This is a genomic window from Rhizobacter fulvus, from assembly GCF_964020785.1.
In genome coordinates this window covers 592374-605951 of sequence record NZ_OZ224516.1, presented here as the reverse complement: position 1 = coordinate 605951, position 13578 = coordinate 592374, and the positions used below count along the sequence as shown (strand labels likewise).

The 13578-nt window shown below is 64.4% G+C and carries 17 protein-coding genes; 9 read left to right on the top strand and 8 right to left on the bottom strand.

Features of this window, described 5'->3' with window-relative positions; translation table 11 throughout:
• Positions 1 to 2: 2 nt before the first annotated feature.
• Positions 3 to 572 carry a ferritin-like domain-containing protein gene (locus ACWH49_RS02965; protein WP_448170092.1) on the top strand — a complete coding sequence of 190 codons (570 nt, stop codon included), beginning with the start codon at positions 3 to 5 and terminating at the stop codon, positions 570 to 572.
• Complete coding sequence (locus ACWH49_RS02960) at positions 569 to 973, top strand: c-type cytochrome (protein ID WP_448170091.1); 405 nt, start codon at positions 569 to 571, stop codon at positions 971 to 973. The genes ACWH49_RS02965 and ACWH49_RS02960 overlap by 4 nt, the downstream gene beginning before the upstream one ends.
• A 380-nt stretch (positions 974 to 1353) precedes the next feature.
• Here ACWH49_RS02960 and ACWH49_RS02955 read toward each other — a convergent pair whose 3' ends face one another.
• From ACWH49_RS02955 to ACWH49_RS02920, 8 genes are all read right to left on the bottom strand, one after another.
• Positions 1354 to 1965, bottom strand: coding sequence for a hypothetical protein (locus tag ACWH49_RS02955; RefSeq protein ID WP_448170090.1), 612 nt, complete (start codon positions 1963 to 1965; stop codon positions 1354 to 1356).
• Positions 1962 to 2591: an SCO family protein gene (locus tag ACWH49_RS02950; RefSeq protein WP_448170089.1), complete on the bottom strand. Its 630-nt coding sequence runs from the start codon at positions 2589 to 2591 to the stop codon at positions 1962 to 1964. Before ACWH49_RS02950 ends, ACWH49_RS02955 begins: the two co-directional genes overlap by 4 nt.
• A complete protein-coding gene (locus ACWH49_RS02945) occupies positions 2591 to 3052 on the bottom strand; it encodes an RrF2 family transcriptional regulator (protein WP_448170088.1) in 462 nt (153 codons plus the stop codon). Before ACWH49_RS02945 ends, ACWH49_RS02950 begins: the two co-directional genes overlap by 1 nt.
• 2 nt (positions 3053 to 3054) lie before the next feature.
• A complete protein-coding gene (locus ACWH49_RS02940) occupies positions 3055 to 3660 on the bottom strand; it encodes a c-type cytochrome (protein ID WP_448170087.1) in 606 nt (201 codons plus the stop codon).
• Between the two features lie 26 nt (positions 3661 to 3686).
• Positions 3687 to 4277 (bottom strand): cbb3-type cytochrome c oxidase subunit II, encoded by a 591-nt coding sequence (locus ACWH49_RS02935; RefSeq protein ID WP_448170086.1) that lies wholly within the window; start codon positions 4275 to 4277, stop codon positions 3687 to 3689.
• Positions 4270 to 5928, bottom strand: a complete 1659-nt coding sequence (locus ACWH49_RS02930) for a cbb3-type cytochrome c oxidase subunit I (RefSeq protein WP_448170085.1) — start codon at positions 5926 to 5928, stop codon at positions 4270 to 4272. The genes ACWH49_RS02935 and ACWH49_RS02930 overlap by 8 nt, the downstream gene beginning before the upstream one ends.
• 122 nt (positions 5929 to 6050) lie before the next feature.
• Entirely contained in the window at positions 6051 to 7244 is a 1194-nt protein-coding gene (locus tag ACWH49_RS02925) for an NnrS family protein (protein ID WP_448170084.1), read from the bottom strand.
• Positions 7237 to 7641: a group III truncated hemoglobin gene (locus ACWH49_RS02920; RefSeq protein ID WP_448170083.1), complete on the bottom strand. Its 405-nt coding sequence runs from the start codon at positions 7639 to 7641 to the stop codon at positions 7237 to 7239. Before ACWH49_RS02920 ends, ACWH49_RS02925 begins: the two co-directional genes overlap by 8 nt.
• A gap of 129 nt (positions 7642 to 7770) precedes the next feature.
• Here ACWH49_RS02920 and ACWH49_RS02915 point away from each other — a divergent pair, with 129 nt between their 5' ends.
• From ACWH49_RS02915 to ACWH49_RS02885, 7 genes are read left to right on the top strand one after another with little or no spacing between them, the layout of a single operon-like run.
• Positions 7771 to 8103, top strand: a complete 333-nt coding sequence (locus ACWH49_RS02915; protein ID WP_448170082.1) for a cupin domain-containing protein — start codon at positions 7771 to 7773, stop codon at positions 8101 to 8103.
• A gap of 44 nt (positions 8104 to 8147) precedes the next feature.
• Complete coding sequence (locus ACWH49_RS02910; protein WP_448170081.1) at positions 8148 to 8720, top strand: DUF488 domain-containing protein; 573 nt, start codon at positions 8148 to 8150, stop codon at positions 8718 to 8720.
• The gene (locus tag ACWH49_RS02905) at positions 8717 to 9355 is read left to right on the top strand and encodes a uracil-DNA glycosylase family protein (protein ID WP_448170080.1); all 639 of its coding nucleotides are present in this window, start codon (positions 8717 to 8719) and stop codon (positions 9353 to 9355) included. The genes ACWH49_RS02910 and ACWH49_RS02905 overlap by 4 nt, the downstream gene beginning before the upstream one ends.
• On the top strand, positions 9352 to 9735 hold the full coding sequence (sdhC, locus tag ACWH49_RS02900; protein ID WP_448170079.1) for a succinate dehydrogenase, cytochrome b556 subunit: 384 nt from the start codon (positions 9352 to 9354) through the stop codon (positions 9733 to 9735). Before ACWH49_RS02905 ends, sdhC begins: the two co-directional genes overlap by 4 nt.
• Positions 9720 to 10070, top strand: a complete 351-nt coding sequence (gene sdhD / locus ACWH49_RS02895; RefSeq protein WP_448170078.1) for a succinate dehydrogenase, hydrophobic membrane anchor protein — start codon at positions 9720 to 9722, stop codon at positions 10068 to 10070. The genes sdhC and sdhD overlap by 16 nt, the downstream gene beginning before the upstream one ends.
• 50 nt (positions 10071 to 10120) lie before the next feature.
• A complete protein-coding gene (locus tag ACWH49_RS02890) occupies positions 10121 to 10816 on the top strand; it encodes a succinate dehydrogenase iron-sulfur subunit (protein ID WP_448170077.1) in 696 nt (231 codons plus the stop codon).
• Entirely contained in the window at positions 10813 to 13122 is a 2310-nt protein-coding gene (locus ACWH49_RS02885; RefSeq protein WP_448170076.1) for a nitric-oxide reductase large subunit, read from the top strand. The genes ACWH49_RS02890 and ACWH49_RS02885 overlap by 4 nt, the downstream gene beginning before the upstream one ends.
• Positions 13123 to 13578: the final 456 nt, after the last annotated feature.

Sequence of the window (13578 nt, the reverse complement as noted above, 5' to 3'; positions counted from 1 at the left end):
TCATGTCGTTCTTCACCATGCCCGAACCCATCGCGGCGCGTCGACTGTTCATGGGGCAGTCCGGTCTTGTGCTCTCGGGGGCGGCCATTGCCTTGCTCGCCGGCAGAGACACGCTTGCCGCGGCGTCGGGAGCAGTCGATCCGAAAGACGTACAGATTCTTAACACGGCGCTCGGTGCGGAACTCGAGGCGATCGCGGCCTATCAGCTCGGAGCCGAGAGCAAGCTACTACAGAAGCCGGTGCTCGATCTGGCGTTAAGCTATCAGGGGCATCACAAGGAGCATGCCGAACTGCTCGCGAGGACCGTCGAGAAGCTCGGCGGCAAGGCGGCGGTCGCGAAGACGAACTACAACTTCCCCGCAGATCAACTCAAGTCGCAGGCCGACGTGCTGCGCTTTGCCGCTAAGCTTGAGCAGGGCGCCGTGAGCGCGTATCTCGGCGCGGTGCCCTTGTTCGCGAATCGCGATCTGTCCAAAGCCGCGGCCAGCATCCTGGGCGACGAGGCCATGCACTGGGCGGTTCTGCGACAGGCGCTGGGGGAAGCTCCCGTGCCCTCGGCCTTCATGTTATGAGCACGACGAAACCACTGTGCTGGGCCGCAGTGTTTCTGGCGGCGGCGGTGTCGGCAGTCGCTGCCCCCGATTCGCGCCGAGGCGAGCAAGTCTATGCACGCTGCATGGCTTGCCACGCGCTTGCGACCGATCGCGTGGGGCCCCATCACTGCGGATTGTTCGGACGCCTCGCGGGCAGCGTTCCGGGGTTCGATTACTCCGCGGCGATGAAGCGCTCGGGGATCGTCTGGACCGACAAGACGGTAAACGACTTTCTCGCAGGCCCGTTGAAGATGGTTCCCGGCACGTCGATGACATATGACGGCGTCCCTGAAGCGCGCGATCGCCTGGACCTGATCGCGTACCTGAAGCAAGTCAATGACTCGCGCGAGTGCCGCTCGGCACAGGGTCGACCCCGGTAGTACATCGAACGGGCGCCGAGCACCGTGAACCTAAATGCCGCACACCCCGACGGCAACCTGTGCTTCGAGCCGGATGGCCCGCCGGGCAGCCGGCGTGCCTGGGTCCAGCTGCTCGTGATGCCCTGGGGCGGTATTGGAATTATCAGATCGTTCCTGCGCCCAATCCGCGTCTAAAGTCTCAAGCTGCTCTTGAATACGTAGTTGCCAATTCGTCGATCCGTGACCGCCATTCGTCGCCATGATGGGTTTCCTCGCATGGGCCACGGCACGCGGCCCTCGCCACCATGTTCGCCGGCCGGCATGGTGAGGTAAAGCGACTTTCAATAAAACTTGAATGCAATAAAAGTTGGTTGAACGGATGCGCCTGGACACCCATGGAATCAGGTCGCGCGACTTCTTTGGGAATGCCCGGCCATTCGACGTCGCCAAGCGGTTTGCAGCGACCAGATCACCGCGATCCCGATCGCGATCCAGACCAAGGCGACGCCGAGGTTCTGCTGGTCGTCGAGCCGATAGGCGTTGCACACGCGGACGGCGGCATCCTGGTACAGGATACCCACCACGGCCGTCATCGCCAGCACATTGCCCAGGAAGAACGCCTGCACCACCACGCCTGCGGATTGCCAGGACAGTCTCAGGGCAGCACCGCCGGCGAGCAACGCGATCAGTTTCGCGGCCTCGACGTGCTCACTGACGAGCGCCAGATCCAGGACGCGCGGGACCATCAGCACCGCCAGTACAAGAGCGCTTCCGAAAAGACCCGCCACGCCCATTTCGTTCCAGCGGTCTGCGCGGGAAAGCCAGCGCGTCGGCAGCCCCTCGACCAACAAGGCACCCACTAGCATCAGACACGGATACTGGATCAGCATGTGCGTTGTCATGCTGGACTCGATCGTCCTTCTCAGGGGCGGCACGAGCATGAGCAGCAGGAGCAATGCGGCGGCAGTTCTCCAAATGTCGCTGCGTGAACCGGCGCGATGCATCGATGTCATTCGTGTGCCTCTCGTTGCGCGATCGAGCGGGCGTAGTTCAGCGCAAGTTCGAGTTCGGTGTCGTCGAAGATCCGCACGAGTCGCCCGTTCCCGTCGATGACGAGAAGTGCCGCGTTGTGTTCGTAGCCCCTCCTCCCGTCGTCAATCACCACGACCTGAAATGCCGTCAGCAGGCGTTGCAGCTGATCGGCGTCGCGGACCGTTGCGACCGCCCAGCGGTTCGGGTCGGTGCGCCACTGCGCCGCGTAGCGTTGCAGGCTCGGTGCATCGTCATGGGTCGGGTCGAAGCTGATCGACAGCAGCTTTACGCCATCGGTCGGACTCTTCGCGAGGGACTGCTGAAGTTGCTGGAAGCCGCTGCCCAGCGTCGTGCAGATCGTCGGGCATCGCGTGTAGACGAAGTCGACGATGGTGGCCCGACCGGTACCCGCCAGCCAGGTGTGCAGGTCGGTGTCGTTCAATCCCGGACCGGCAAGCGCGACCCCCGGCGCAGCGACGGGGTGCTCGATCACGGTGAGGCGGCGCGCGCCCTCTGCGGTCCACACCTGGAAGTCGTGCGTGATCGAGGCTGCACACCACCAGCCAAGCACTGCCAGCGCCAGTGTAGCCAGCGCCGTGCGCAGCATCAGGCCACGCGCAGGCGCACGGTCGTCGAGCGCTTGCCCGCCCCGCGCTTCTCGGGCACCCGGGGCAGCGGCAGGATGTCGGCAAGCGTGTGCCGGTCCAGCCCGGCCATGAAGCCCTGCAACGCGCCCCGGAGTACGCCGGTAAGTCGGCACTGGCCCGTTAGCGTGCACGCGCTGTCGCTTGCGAAGCATTCGACCAAAAAGAAATCGGGCTCGATGCCGCGCACCACGGCACCCAGGTTGATCTCTTCAGGTCGTCGTGCCAGGCGCAGCCCACCGCCCTTGCCGCGAACGGTGACGAGCCAGCCGCCGAGCGCGAGCTGGTGCGTGACCTTCATCAGATGCGTTTCGGAGATCGCGTAGGCCTGCGCGACCTCGGCGATGGTGCAGAGCCGGTGCGGCTGCTGCGCCGCATACATCAGCAGGCGGAGCGCGTAGTCCGACATCGTGGTGAGCCGCATGGTCAGGGCTTCTTGTCGGCCAGCGCCTTCAATTCCTCGCCACCTGCGAAGGGCGTCGTCCGCGAGTTGGCCTTGCGCTCGGTCGCGATCAGATCGGGCTTGATCGCCGCGGACTTGTTGGACCACGCGCTGCGAATATGCGTCAGCACGGCGGCCAGTTCGGAGTCGCCGAGCTGAGCGAACGCCGGCATCGCGCCCTTGTAGGTCTGCCCCGCTACGCTGATCTCGCCGTTGATGCCATGCAGCACGATGTTGGCGAGGACGCGCGTGTCCCCGTTGACCCATTCCGAGCCTTCGAGGGGCGGGAACACGCCGGGCAGGCCTTTGCCGGTGGCCTGGTGGCAGGCGACGCAGTTGGCGTTGAACACCTGCTGCCCATCGGCGCCCTGGCCGGGCCGGGCGACCGCTGGTCGCAAATCTGCTAGGGTGCGCCGGTCGCCGAGTTCGGGTGGCCCGAAGGGCGACGACAGCAGGATGTACAGGACGCCGGTCACCACGACCGCGAGCGTGATCGCCGCGACGATCAACGGGATCGGCTGGCTGCGTTCGGACGGCTCCGTGGTCTCGCGCTGCTGCGCGCGGTGGCCGGGGTCGGCTTCGTTAGACATGGTGGCGGCCTCGCGTTGAATCGGCGTCAGGGCTTGGGCTCGGCCGGCAGCACCGGGTAGGTGTGGTCGAGTCCCTGCAGGTACTTGACCAGGTCGAGCGCGTCCGGCGTCGCGACCACCACCTTCCCCGGCGGCGCGTAGCCGGGTGGCAGGTTCAGCACCTGCTCGCCTTCTTCCGCCGCGGCCTTCACGTAGAAGAGGTACGGGTAGGACGGCATGATCGACCCCGGCACATACGCGCGCGGCTGGTACAGGTGGCCGAGGTGCCAGTCCTTGCTCGGCTGGCGCGCGCCGATGTTGAACAGGTCGGGTCCGGTGCGCATGCTGCCGAGCAAGTGAGGCCGGTCGTACACATAGTCGGCCGGCACGGAAGCACGACCCCAGCCGCGTTCAAAGTCGGGGCCGAAGTTGCGATCGCGAGGCTGCTGCGTGTGACAGTAGACGCAGCCGTTGGCGACGTACACGTTGCGCCCGCGCAGCTGCTCGCTGGTGTAGGTCTTGAGGCCGGGCAGCGGCTTGACGTCGCGCACCTGGATATACGGCATCACCACCAGCGCTGCGGTGGCCAGGCTGAGCGCCACCATCGCGCCAGCGGCGAGCTTGACTTCGTTATCCATTGGCGCGCTCCTGCAAACCCTGTTGCCAGAACAGCGCAGCGCTGGTGCGCGTCGGCCCGAAGCGCAAGGCCATGGCCAGGAAGTGGAAGACGAAGATCAGGTGGCTGAGCAACATCAACGAACCGCCCACCGAACGCGACACCAGATAGGGCGCCATCAGCGTGACCGACTCCATGAAGGGCCGCTTCGCGTCGAGCATCGCCTCGCCCTGCAGCCAGCCCCCGATCGAGAGCCCGATGAAATAGACGACGATGCCGATCGCCGCGAGCCAGAACTGCAGCGTGATCAGCCTCGGGTACGGCCACTCCCAGTTGAGCACCCGAGGCATCATGAAATAGATCGCCCCGAACAGCACCATCGTCACAAAGCCGTAGGCGCCTAGATGCGCGTGCGCGACCGTGAAGTGCGTGAAGTGAGTCACCTGGTTCACGCTGCGCAGCGATTCGAGCGTGCCTTGAAGCGACGACGCCATGTACATCAGGCCGCCGAACATCATGAAGCGCAAGGTCGGTGAGTAGCGCGCAAGGTGCATGCGGCCGCGCAGCGTGCCGCCCATGTTGATGCTGAAGGCGATGACCGGAATGATCATCATCACGCTCTGCACAATCGACAGCGTGGTCAGCCAACCGGGCACCGGGCCGCCGATCAGGTGGTGGCCGCCGACTTGCCCGTAGAAGAACGCGAGCGTCCAGAAACCGAGTATCGACAGGTTGTAGGAGCTGACCGGGCGCCCGATGATCTTGGGCAAAAAGTAGTAGATCGCGCCGACGCTGACAGGCGTGAACCACAGGCCCAGCACGTTGTGGCCGTACCACCAGTTGGTGGTGGCCTGCTGCACGCCCGTGTGCACGCCGGGCAGCTTGCCGACCAGGAAGAGCAGCGCGATCCAGAGCAGCGCCGCGACCATGTACCACACGCTGACGTACAGGTGCTCGACCTTGCGGTTCACCAGCGTGAACAGCACCGGCAGGATCACGAGCACAAAGCCGACGAAGATGAAGATCGCGAACTGCCACGGAATCTCGAGGTACTCCATGCCGTCGCTCCAGCCGGTGCCGATCGCGCCGATGCCGCCGGCGATGCCGGTGTTGATCAACGCGCCGCCGAGCATGGCCCAGATGCCCCCGAGCAGGCGCGTGCCCAGCAGGCGGGGCAGCACCCAGAGAATCATGCCGAGCGCAGCGTTCGTGATCCAGCCGTACAGCACCGCGGTGAGGTGCACGCTGCGCATTCGGCCGAAGGTCATCCAGGCTTCGCTCACCAGCCAGTCGGGCGCATGCAGCTTGATCGACGAGACCAAGCCGGCGGTCGAACCCAACAGCAACCACATGCAGGCGAACGCGATGAACATGAACACCGGGAAGGCGGACGACTGATCCGAGGCGACCCGCGCTTCGATGGTCGCCACATCGACCGCGTCGACCGCTGGGATCGGGGCATCGCGTGCGCCGACTGCGCCCTGCATCGAACGCTGCGCCTTCTCGGTGAGCGCCGGATCGTCGACCTTGCCGAGCTCGCCAGGGGCAAAAATGACGGAGGCGGCGACGGGGTTCTCGACCAGAAGGCCCTGGCGCAGCGACCACACGAAGACGAACAGGCCGATGATCGACAGCACGAAAGCGCCGAGCAGACTCATGATTGCACTGTCCATCAATTCACCTCTTGTGATGCCGCGATTCGCGGCCCGCCGGGGTCGGGAGTGTGCATCCTGATCCCGCTCCGCGTCTTGTCATAGCTTGCTGTGGACATGTCGGCCCTGTTGCTCGCCCGCATTCAACTCTTCGACGCATCGGCACGCGGCCGGATCATCAGCGAAGCAAACCGCTCGATGTAGATCGAAAAGGCAGCGATCCAGCATACCGCTGCGCCTTCGAGCAAACCGTGCACCGAGAACGGGAGCAGTGCCAGGAGTCGAAGCACCACGGCTGCAAGCATGAGCGAGAAACTCGCGAGCATCCAGCGATCGATCAGCAACGGTCGCCCCAGGTGGCCGAGCGCGGTGCGCGTGATCATGCCGATGATCAGAACCGACAGGCCACCCATCGCTATCAGGTGAATCGGCCAGGCCGCGCGCAGTGGCTGGCCGGATGCGCGGACCGCTGCCAGCAGCAGGCCCACATTCAGGAGGGCGTAACCGGCGTGGAGGATCCAGAGGATTGGTTTCTGCCGCGCCGCCCAGGGCCGCCAGGCCAGCACCTGGGCCAAGCCGATGGTGGCCGCCAACGTCAACGGAACGACTGCCCATTGCCCGTGGCCAGAAAGCACGAAGCCGATCGCGATCGCCGCTGCGGCAATCTGCCAATGACCGCTGCGCGTGTGCATCGGCAGCTCGAGACCGGGCAGGGCGCGCATGGCAAAGAACGGGATTACACGGCGCCCGACCAGCAGCGCGATGATGGCCATGCACAAGAGCGCGGCCTCGAAGAATCGCGTCGGCACTGCGTCCCCGCCACCGACTGCGATCAGGTACAGGCCATCCAGAACCCCCAGCGCGAACAAGAGCCACGGCACACCGTAGTTGCGCAGGTTCCGGGTCTTGACTACCACCCGCAGCATGGCCGCGCCAGCCAACGCGAAGCAGGCGAGTTCGCACACCGCTGCAGCCATGAAGATGAGTCGACCGGGTAACAGAAACCCCAGACGAGCGAGCATCCACAGGCAGCACAGTAGACCCAGAGGTCGGCCATGCAAGGGGTTGATGCCGGTCCAGGTGGCGCCAGCCGTCAGAAGGAAGCCGACCGCGATGGTGGTGATGAAGCCCCACAACATTTCGTGCGCGTGCCAAGAGACACCCTGCATCACGCCCTGCGCAAACGCGGGCGCAAAGACCCAGATGGCGATCGACAGTGCGGCCCAGCCTGAGCCTGCGAGGTACAGAGGGCGAAACCCCATCTGAAGAAGCGCGCCTAGCGCAGGGCGTGCGCGCGATGCAGGCCGTGGCTCGGCGATCACATGCAGTTCAGGCAAACAAGTGCTCCTGCGGGATGCGATCAGGCGCGTCATTCATCTGGTAGCCGTACCAAAGGCTTTGTGCAATGCGCGCTGCCAGGTCGTCGGCACGCGCGCGCAAGCCGGGGTTGCCGAGTGACAGCGTCGTTTCACGGAACAGAGAGAGCCAGCGTTCGAACATGCGCACATCGAGGCCGGGCAGCGCCGCGTGCCTGGGCATCGGCGTTCCTCGGTAGCGCCCCGTTCCACGCAGGGTCGACGACCAGAAGTCGACCATCTTCTCCAAGTGGTGATCCCAGTCGGCCACATGCGCGTCGAAGAACGGCCCCAAGACCGCATCCTGCCGAACCTTTGCATAAAAGCCGTGGACGAGTCGCGCAACATCGTCTTCATCGCAGAGGTCTGCTCGTGACATGATTTTTTAAGATATACAAAATATATATCTTATAGCTTGTCCTTTTCCTGTCAAGAGAGCAGCATGGGTTCGTTCGCGCACAGACGCCCCGCCGGGGCCTCGCGAAACTTGTTCCGGGAGATTCGACAAGTGGCCATTCACCATGCGCTTTCGGGCGAGATGATCGACGTTCGCCCGCTGGCCGGCGCCATAACGAGCGCCAGTACCGCGACGCTGTACAAGACGCAACACCTCGAGGTGTTTCGCCTCGTCCTGCTCGCCGGCAAGCAGATACCCGAGCACCAGGTTGTCGGCGAATTGACGGTTCAGTGCCTGGAAGGAAGCGTCGAGTTTTCCATCGGCACGACGCACGACGTGATGCGGGCGGGCGACCTCAAATGCCTGGCGGGCGGTATTCCTCACGCGCTGCGGGCGCTCGAGGATTCATCCGTTCTGGTCACGTTGCTGCTTCATGGCGCTTAACGCCATGAGCATCGTTGTCCGGTTGTGGGTGCGGTGGCGGCGCGATGCCTGACCTCATGATCTGCACCATCGGCCATTCGAATCGTCCGATCGAAGATTTCATCGGGCTGCTCTGGTCGAACGAAGTGGCCAGCGTGATCGATGTGCGAACCGTCCCGAAGTCGCGTCACAACCCGCAATTCAATCTCGACGCGCTCCGCGACGAGCTTCCTGCCGCCGGCATCGAATACGTGCACATCCCCGGTCTGGGCGGCCTGCGCCATGCACTCGCCAATTCGCCGAACGGCGGGTGGCACAACGCGTCGTTCAAAGGTTATGCCGACTACATGCAGACGCCGGAGTTCGCCTCCAGCGTCGATCAGGTGGTGGCGCTTGCGCGCAGTCGGCGTTGCACGCTAATGTGCGCCGAGGCGGTGCCCTGGCGTTGCCACCGATCGATGATCGCCGACGCGCTTCTCGTTCGGGGCTTGCGGGTGGAGGACATCATCAGCGCGCACGGACGCAAGCCGCACGCGCTCACCTCGTTCGCCCGGGTCGAAGGATTGCACGTGACGTACCCACCGCCCGACGTGGACAACGCAGCGCTCGTTCCCGAAGGCGTGGGGAAAGGTGCATGAAAAACGCGACGTGCCGAAGCGCCCTCGCCATCACGGCGCATCAAGACCTCGCAGGCCTGCTGACCGAAGTGCGAAGCTGTCGTGCGTGCGAAGCGCATCTGCCCTTGGGGCCGCGCCCAGTGCTGCAGGCAGAGGCATCCGCGCGCATCCTCGTCGTGGGTCAGGCCCCTGGCGTTCGTGTGCACAACTCCGGGGTTCCATGGGACGACGCCAGCGGCGATCGCCTGCGAAACTGGACCGGTCTCGACACGGTTCGCTTCTACGACGCATCGGAGGTCGCGATCGTTCCGATGGGTTTTTGCTACCCCGGCCGCGGCCACGGGGGCGACCTGCCCCCACGGCGCGAGTGTGCCGACCTGTGGCTCGATCGGTTGCTCGCCCGCTTGCCGCGCATCGAACTCACGTTGTTGATTGGCCTGCACGCGCAGCGCCACTTTCTGGGTCGTCGCCGCAAGAGAACGCTCACGGAAACCGTCACCTCGTGGCGCGAGTTCGCGCCGGAGTACCTGCCGCTGCCGCACCCCAGCGCGCGCAACACGCCATGGTTCCAGCGCAACCCGTGGTTCGAACAAGACCTGCTGCCCGCCCTGAAGCAGCAAGTCGCTTCGCTCGGCCCTAGGGGAGGCTCCTCATGACGCCGCGCCACCCGCAGCGACCGGTCTTCTTCAACTTGACGCAGATTCAGATGCCGGTGGGCGCGCTCACCTCGATCACGCATCGCCTCACTGGCATCGTGCTGGCGCTCGGCATCCCCTTCGGCTTCTATGCTTTGCACCTGTCGCTGGCCAGCGCGCAGTCGTTCGCTCACCTGATCCAGATCGCTGGCACCTGCTGGTTCAAGGCGGCGTTGATCTTCTTTGTCTGGGCGCTGTCGCAACACCAGTTCGCGGGTGTGCGGCATTTGCTGATGGACATCGGTTTCGGTTCTCACCTCGCCAGCGCGCGCCGCAGTGCCTGGGGCGTGAACGTGGGCGGCGTCGTGATGGCGTTGCTGGCAGCATGGGTCGTGCTGTGAGAAGGCCTCTCGGTGGCCTGCCGGCGTGGCTGGTGCAGCGCCTGAGCGCGGTCTTCATGCTGGGCTTCACCGTGTTCGTGCTGGTTCACCTTCTGGTCGAGCCGCCGCATTCGTACGACGCCTGGCGGAACTGGGTGGGCCACATCGGTGTCAGCGCGGCGTCCGGCGTGTTCATCGCAGCGCTCCTGGCGCACGCCTGGGTCGGCCTGCGTGACGTCACGCTCGACTACGTTGCCCCGCTCGCCGCACGCGTTGCCGTTCTGGCGCTGATTGCCGCAACGCTGGTCGCTGTGGCCGCACTCGCCTTTCGGATTCTGTTTCTCGCTCACGGGTGAACGCAGGTGAACTTCGCCCGCGACACCTTCGATCGCCCTGAAAGGCTCGCATGAAGTTTTCCATCTATCGCTTCGACCCGGAGCAAGACCGCAAGCCCTACATGCAGGACTTCGACGAACCTCTCAACGACGGCGACCGAATGCTGCTGGACGTGATTCTGCGGATCAAGGCACAGGACAACACGCTGACGATCCGCAAGTCGTGCCGTGAGGGCGTTTGTGGCTCTGACGCGATCAACATCAACGGACGCAACGGCCTGGCCTGCATCACCCGGGTCTGGGATCTGAAGGAGCCGGTGGTGCTGCGCCCGCTGCCGATTTATCCGGTGATCCGCGATCTCGTTGTCGACATGTCCCGCTTCTATGCGCAGTACCACTCCATCAAGCCCTATCTGATAAACAACGAACCGCCGCCCGAGAAAGAGCGCTTGCAGTCGCCGCAAGAACGCGAGCGACTGAACGGCCTGTACGAGTGCATCCTGTGCGGTTGCTGCACCAGCCAGTGCCCGTCGTCGTGGTGGAACCCCGAAAAATTCGTGGGGCCGGCCGGCCTCTTGCAGGCAGACCGCTTCATCGCCGACAGCCGCGACCGTGCCACGCACGAGCGGCTCGATGACCTGAACGACGTCTACCGCTTGTTCCGCTGCCGCTCGATCATGAATTGCACGGAGGTCTGCCCCAAGGGGCTTGCGCCGTCGCGGGCGATCGAGAGCATCCGTCTGACCATGCTGAAGGAGGCACTGTGAACACCGCGCCGTCGACGCAGCACGTGGCTGCGCAACCGGTCGCAGAAGACGACGGCCCACTGTCACCGTGGTGGCTGCGGGCCGTGGCGATCGTGATGGTGCTCGGTTTTGCGGGGTTGATCCTGATCACCACGCTTTCTTATCGCAATGCGCCGCCGATTCCGGCGCGGACCGTGGACCCGCAAGGCGTCGCGCTGTTCAGCGCAGAAGATGTCGGCGAAGGGCAGGCGGTGTTCCTGCGCTACGGCCTGATGGCCAACGGCAGCATCTGGGGCCACGGCGCGTACCTCGGGCCCGATTTCTCCGCCACCGCACTGCATCGGATGGGGATGGTCGTCGCAGAAAGCATCTCGAGCGAGCAGTATCACCAGGCTTTCGCAGCGTTGAACGAAAGCCAGGCCGCCGCCGTTCAGGCAGAGGCGATTGTGTCGCTGAAGAAGAATCGCTACGACGAGTCCACCGGGACGCTGCAGTTCAGTGGCGCGCAAGCGAAGGCGTTCAACGCCGACATCGCACACTGGGCCGCCTACTTTCACGACCCGGCGCGCAACGGGGGTCTGAAGGCCGACCTGATCACCGATCCGGTCGAGCTTCGGCAATTCACAGCTTTCGTGACCTGGGCCGCCTGGGCCTCCGTGGCCGCCAGGCCTGGCGAAGCGCACTCCTACACCAACAACTTTCCCTACGACCCGAGCGTCGGCAACGTGCCCATCTCGGGTGCGCTGCTGTGGAGCGCGCTCAGCCTGATGGTGCTGCTCGGAGGAATATCGACCGTGCTGCTGGCTTTCGGCAAGTTCGACTACCTGGGCTGGATCACGCGCGGCCACAACGTCAAGCCGCAGATGTTGCCGGGGCGGGCCAGCCGTGGGCAACAGGCACTCGTGAAGTTCTTCGTGGTCGTTGCAGTGCTGCTGCTGGCTCAGGCGCTGGTCGGCGGCGCGGTCGCCCACTACCGCGCCGATCCGGGCAGCTTCTACGGCTTTCAGCTCGAACGCATCTTCCCCAGCAACTTGATGCGCACCTGGCATCTGCAGTTGGCGATCTTCTGGATCGCGACCGCTTACGTGGCCGCCGCACTGTTCCTCGGCCGCTCGCTGCGAACCGACGAGCCGAGTTGGCTCGCGGGTTGGACGCACGTTCTCTTCGCAGCGTTCGCGGTGGTCATCTTCGGCAGCCTGCTGGGCGAGTGGGCGGGCATTGCGCAACTGCTCGGGTCATGGTGGTTCTGGCTCGGCAACCAGGGTTGGGAATACCTTGAACTCGGGCGTGTCTGGCAAGTGCTGCTGGTCGTGGGGCTGTTCGTCTGGTTCGCGCTGCTGTGGTCGCTGGTTCGTCCGCGCGCCCTGGCCGACCGCGCCTCGCAGCCGATCGTCAGGATGTTCCTGGTGGCGGCGCTCGCGATCCCGGTGTTCTACATCCCGGCAATGTTCTTCGGCGCGAAGACCAACTACACGGTGGTCGACACCTGGCGCTTCTGGATCATCCATCTGTGGGTCGAAGGCTTCTTCGAGTTCTTCGCGACCACGATCGTGGCGCTGACGTTCTACCAACTCGGCCTGACCCGCCGCAACGTCGCGCTGCGCGTGATCTACCTCGACGCGATCCTGTACTTTCTCGGCGGGCTGATGGGCACGGGGCATCACTGGTACTTCACCGGTCAGACCAACGTCAACATGGCGCTGTCGGCGCTGTTCTCGGCGCTCGAGGTGGTGCCGCTGACCTTGCTGACGCTCGACGCGTGGGACTTCGTGCGTACCACGCGCGGCGACCGTGATGCTGCGGGCAAGCAGATGGTCATCCCGCACAAATGGACCTTCTACTTCCTGATGGCGGTGGGCTTCTGGAACTTCGTCGGCGCGGGCATCTTCGGTTTCCTGATCAACCTGCCGATCGTCAGCTACTACGAGGTCGGCACCTTGCTGACGCCGAACCACGGGCATGCCGCGATGATGGGCGTGTTTGGCATGCTGGCGATCGCACTGATGGTGTTCGTGCTTCGGCAAACGAGCAGCGACGCGCATTGGCCTGCCATCGAAAAATACGTGCGCTGCGCGTTCTGGGGCACGAATGTCGGGCTGGCGTTGATGGTGACCCTGAGCCTGTTCCCGGGTGGCCTGCTGCAGGTCTGGGATGTGCTCGAGAACGGGTATTGGCACGCGCGCAGCCTGGACTACATAGCCAGCGAACGATCGCACCTGATCGAGTGGCTGCGCATGCCGGGCGACGTTGTCTTCATCGTGTTCGGCGCGCTGCCGTTGGTGATGGCAACGCTCAAGGGCTATTTTAATCTGCGCAAGGAAACTTGAGGGCGAACCCGTCATGCCAGGTCGCCGCGCCAGAGCATGTTCTGCGGCGACACTTCAGCACGTCCTTCTGCGCGTGGCGTCGATTCCCAAGGTCGCATCTGGGGCAGCTCCTTGAGTGTTCGATGGAGAGAGGCGTTCTCCAGAATGACCGTTGTTCTGGCTGGTGACTGCCCGCTTTGGGTCGACCCTCGACGGTCGCCGCGCCAGGATTACCGCCGCAGAGCTGTCGTTGCCGGTGAGCTACGAGCAAGCAGCCCTTCGTGAGCTGACGGCCTCGACCCATTGCTGCTGGTCGGGTCAACATATTGACAGCTGCAAAGCTGACATCGCGCCACTCCACCCACCGCAACGGCCGTCGGCTTGCCCAGCCTCAGAGCTATTGGGGCTGGCGTGACCTGGACAGCCTGCTGCGCAGCAAGCCGCCGGTGGCGATGGTTTGAATAGCAGGTCTTCGAT

Excerpts from the sequence above, each read along its gene's own strand:
- ACWH49_RS02965 (WP_448170092.1), top strand. The coding sequence starts at position 3 with ATGTCGTTCTTCACCATGCCCGAACCCATCGCGGCGCGTCGACTGTTC.
- ACWH49_RS02960 (WP_448170091.1), top strand. The coding sequence starts at position 569 with ATGAGCACGACGAAACCACTGTGCTGGGCCGCAGTGTTTCTGGCGGCG.
- ACWH49_RS02955 (WP_448170090.1), bottom strand. The coding sequence starts at position 1,965 with ATGACATCGATGCATCGCGCCGGTTCACGCAGCGACATTTGGAGAACT.
- ACWH49_RS02950 (WP_448170089.1), bottom strand. The coding sequence starts at position 2,591 with ATGCTGCGCACGGCGCTGGCTACACTGGCGCTGGCAGTGCTTGGCTGG.
- ACWH49_RS02945 (WP_448170088.1), bottom strand. The coding sequence starts at position 3,052 with ATGCGGCTCACCACGATGTCGGACTACGCGCTCCGCCTGCTGATGTAT.
- ACWH49_RS02940 (WP_448170087.1), bottom strand. The coding sequence starts at position 3,660 with ATGTCTAACGAAGCCGACCCCGGCCACCGCGCGCAGCAGCGCGAGACC.
- ACWH49_RS02935 (WP_448170086.1), bottom strand. The coding sequence starts at position 4,277 with ATGGATAACGAAGTCAAGCTCGCCGCTGGCGCGATGGTGGCGCTCAGC.
- ACWH49_RS02930 (WP_448170085.1), bottom strand. The coding sequence starts at position 5,928 with ATGGACAGTGCAATCATGAGTCTGCTCGGCGCTTTCGTGCTGTCGATC.
- ACWH49_RS02920 (WP_448170083.1), bottom strand. The coding sequence starts at position 7,641 with ATGTCACGAGCAGACCTCTGCGATGAAGACGATGTTGCGCGACTCGTC.
- ACWH49_RS02910 (WP_448170081.1), top strand. The coding sequence starts at position 8,148 with ATGCCTGACCTCATGATCTGCACCATCGGCCATTCGAATCGTCCGATC.
- ACWH49_RS02905 (WP_448170080.1), top strand. The coding sequence starts at position 8,717 with ATGAAAAACGCGACGTGCCGAAGCGCCCTCGCCATCACGGCGCATCAA.
- sdhC (WP_448170079.1), top strand. The coding sequence starts at position 9,352 with ATGACGCCGCGCCACCCGCAGCGACCGGTCTTCTTCAACTTGACGCAG.
- sdhD (WP_448170078.1), top strand. The coding sequence starts at position 9,720 with ATGGGTCGTGCTGTGAGAAGGCCTCTCGGTGGCCTGCCGGCGTGGCTG.
- ACWH49_RS02890 (WP_448170077.1), top strand. The coding sequence starts at position 10,121 with ATGAAGTTTTCCATCTATCGCTTCGACCCGGAGCAAGACCGCAAGCCC.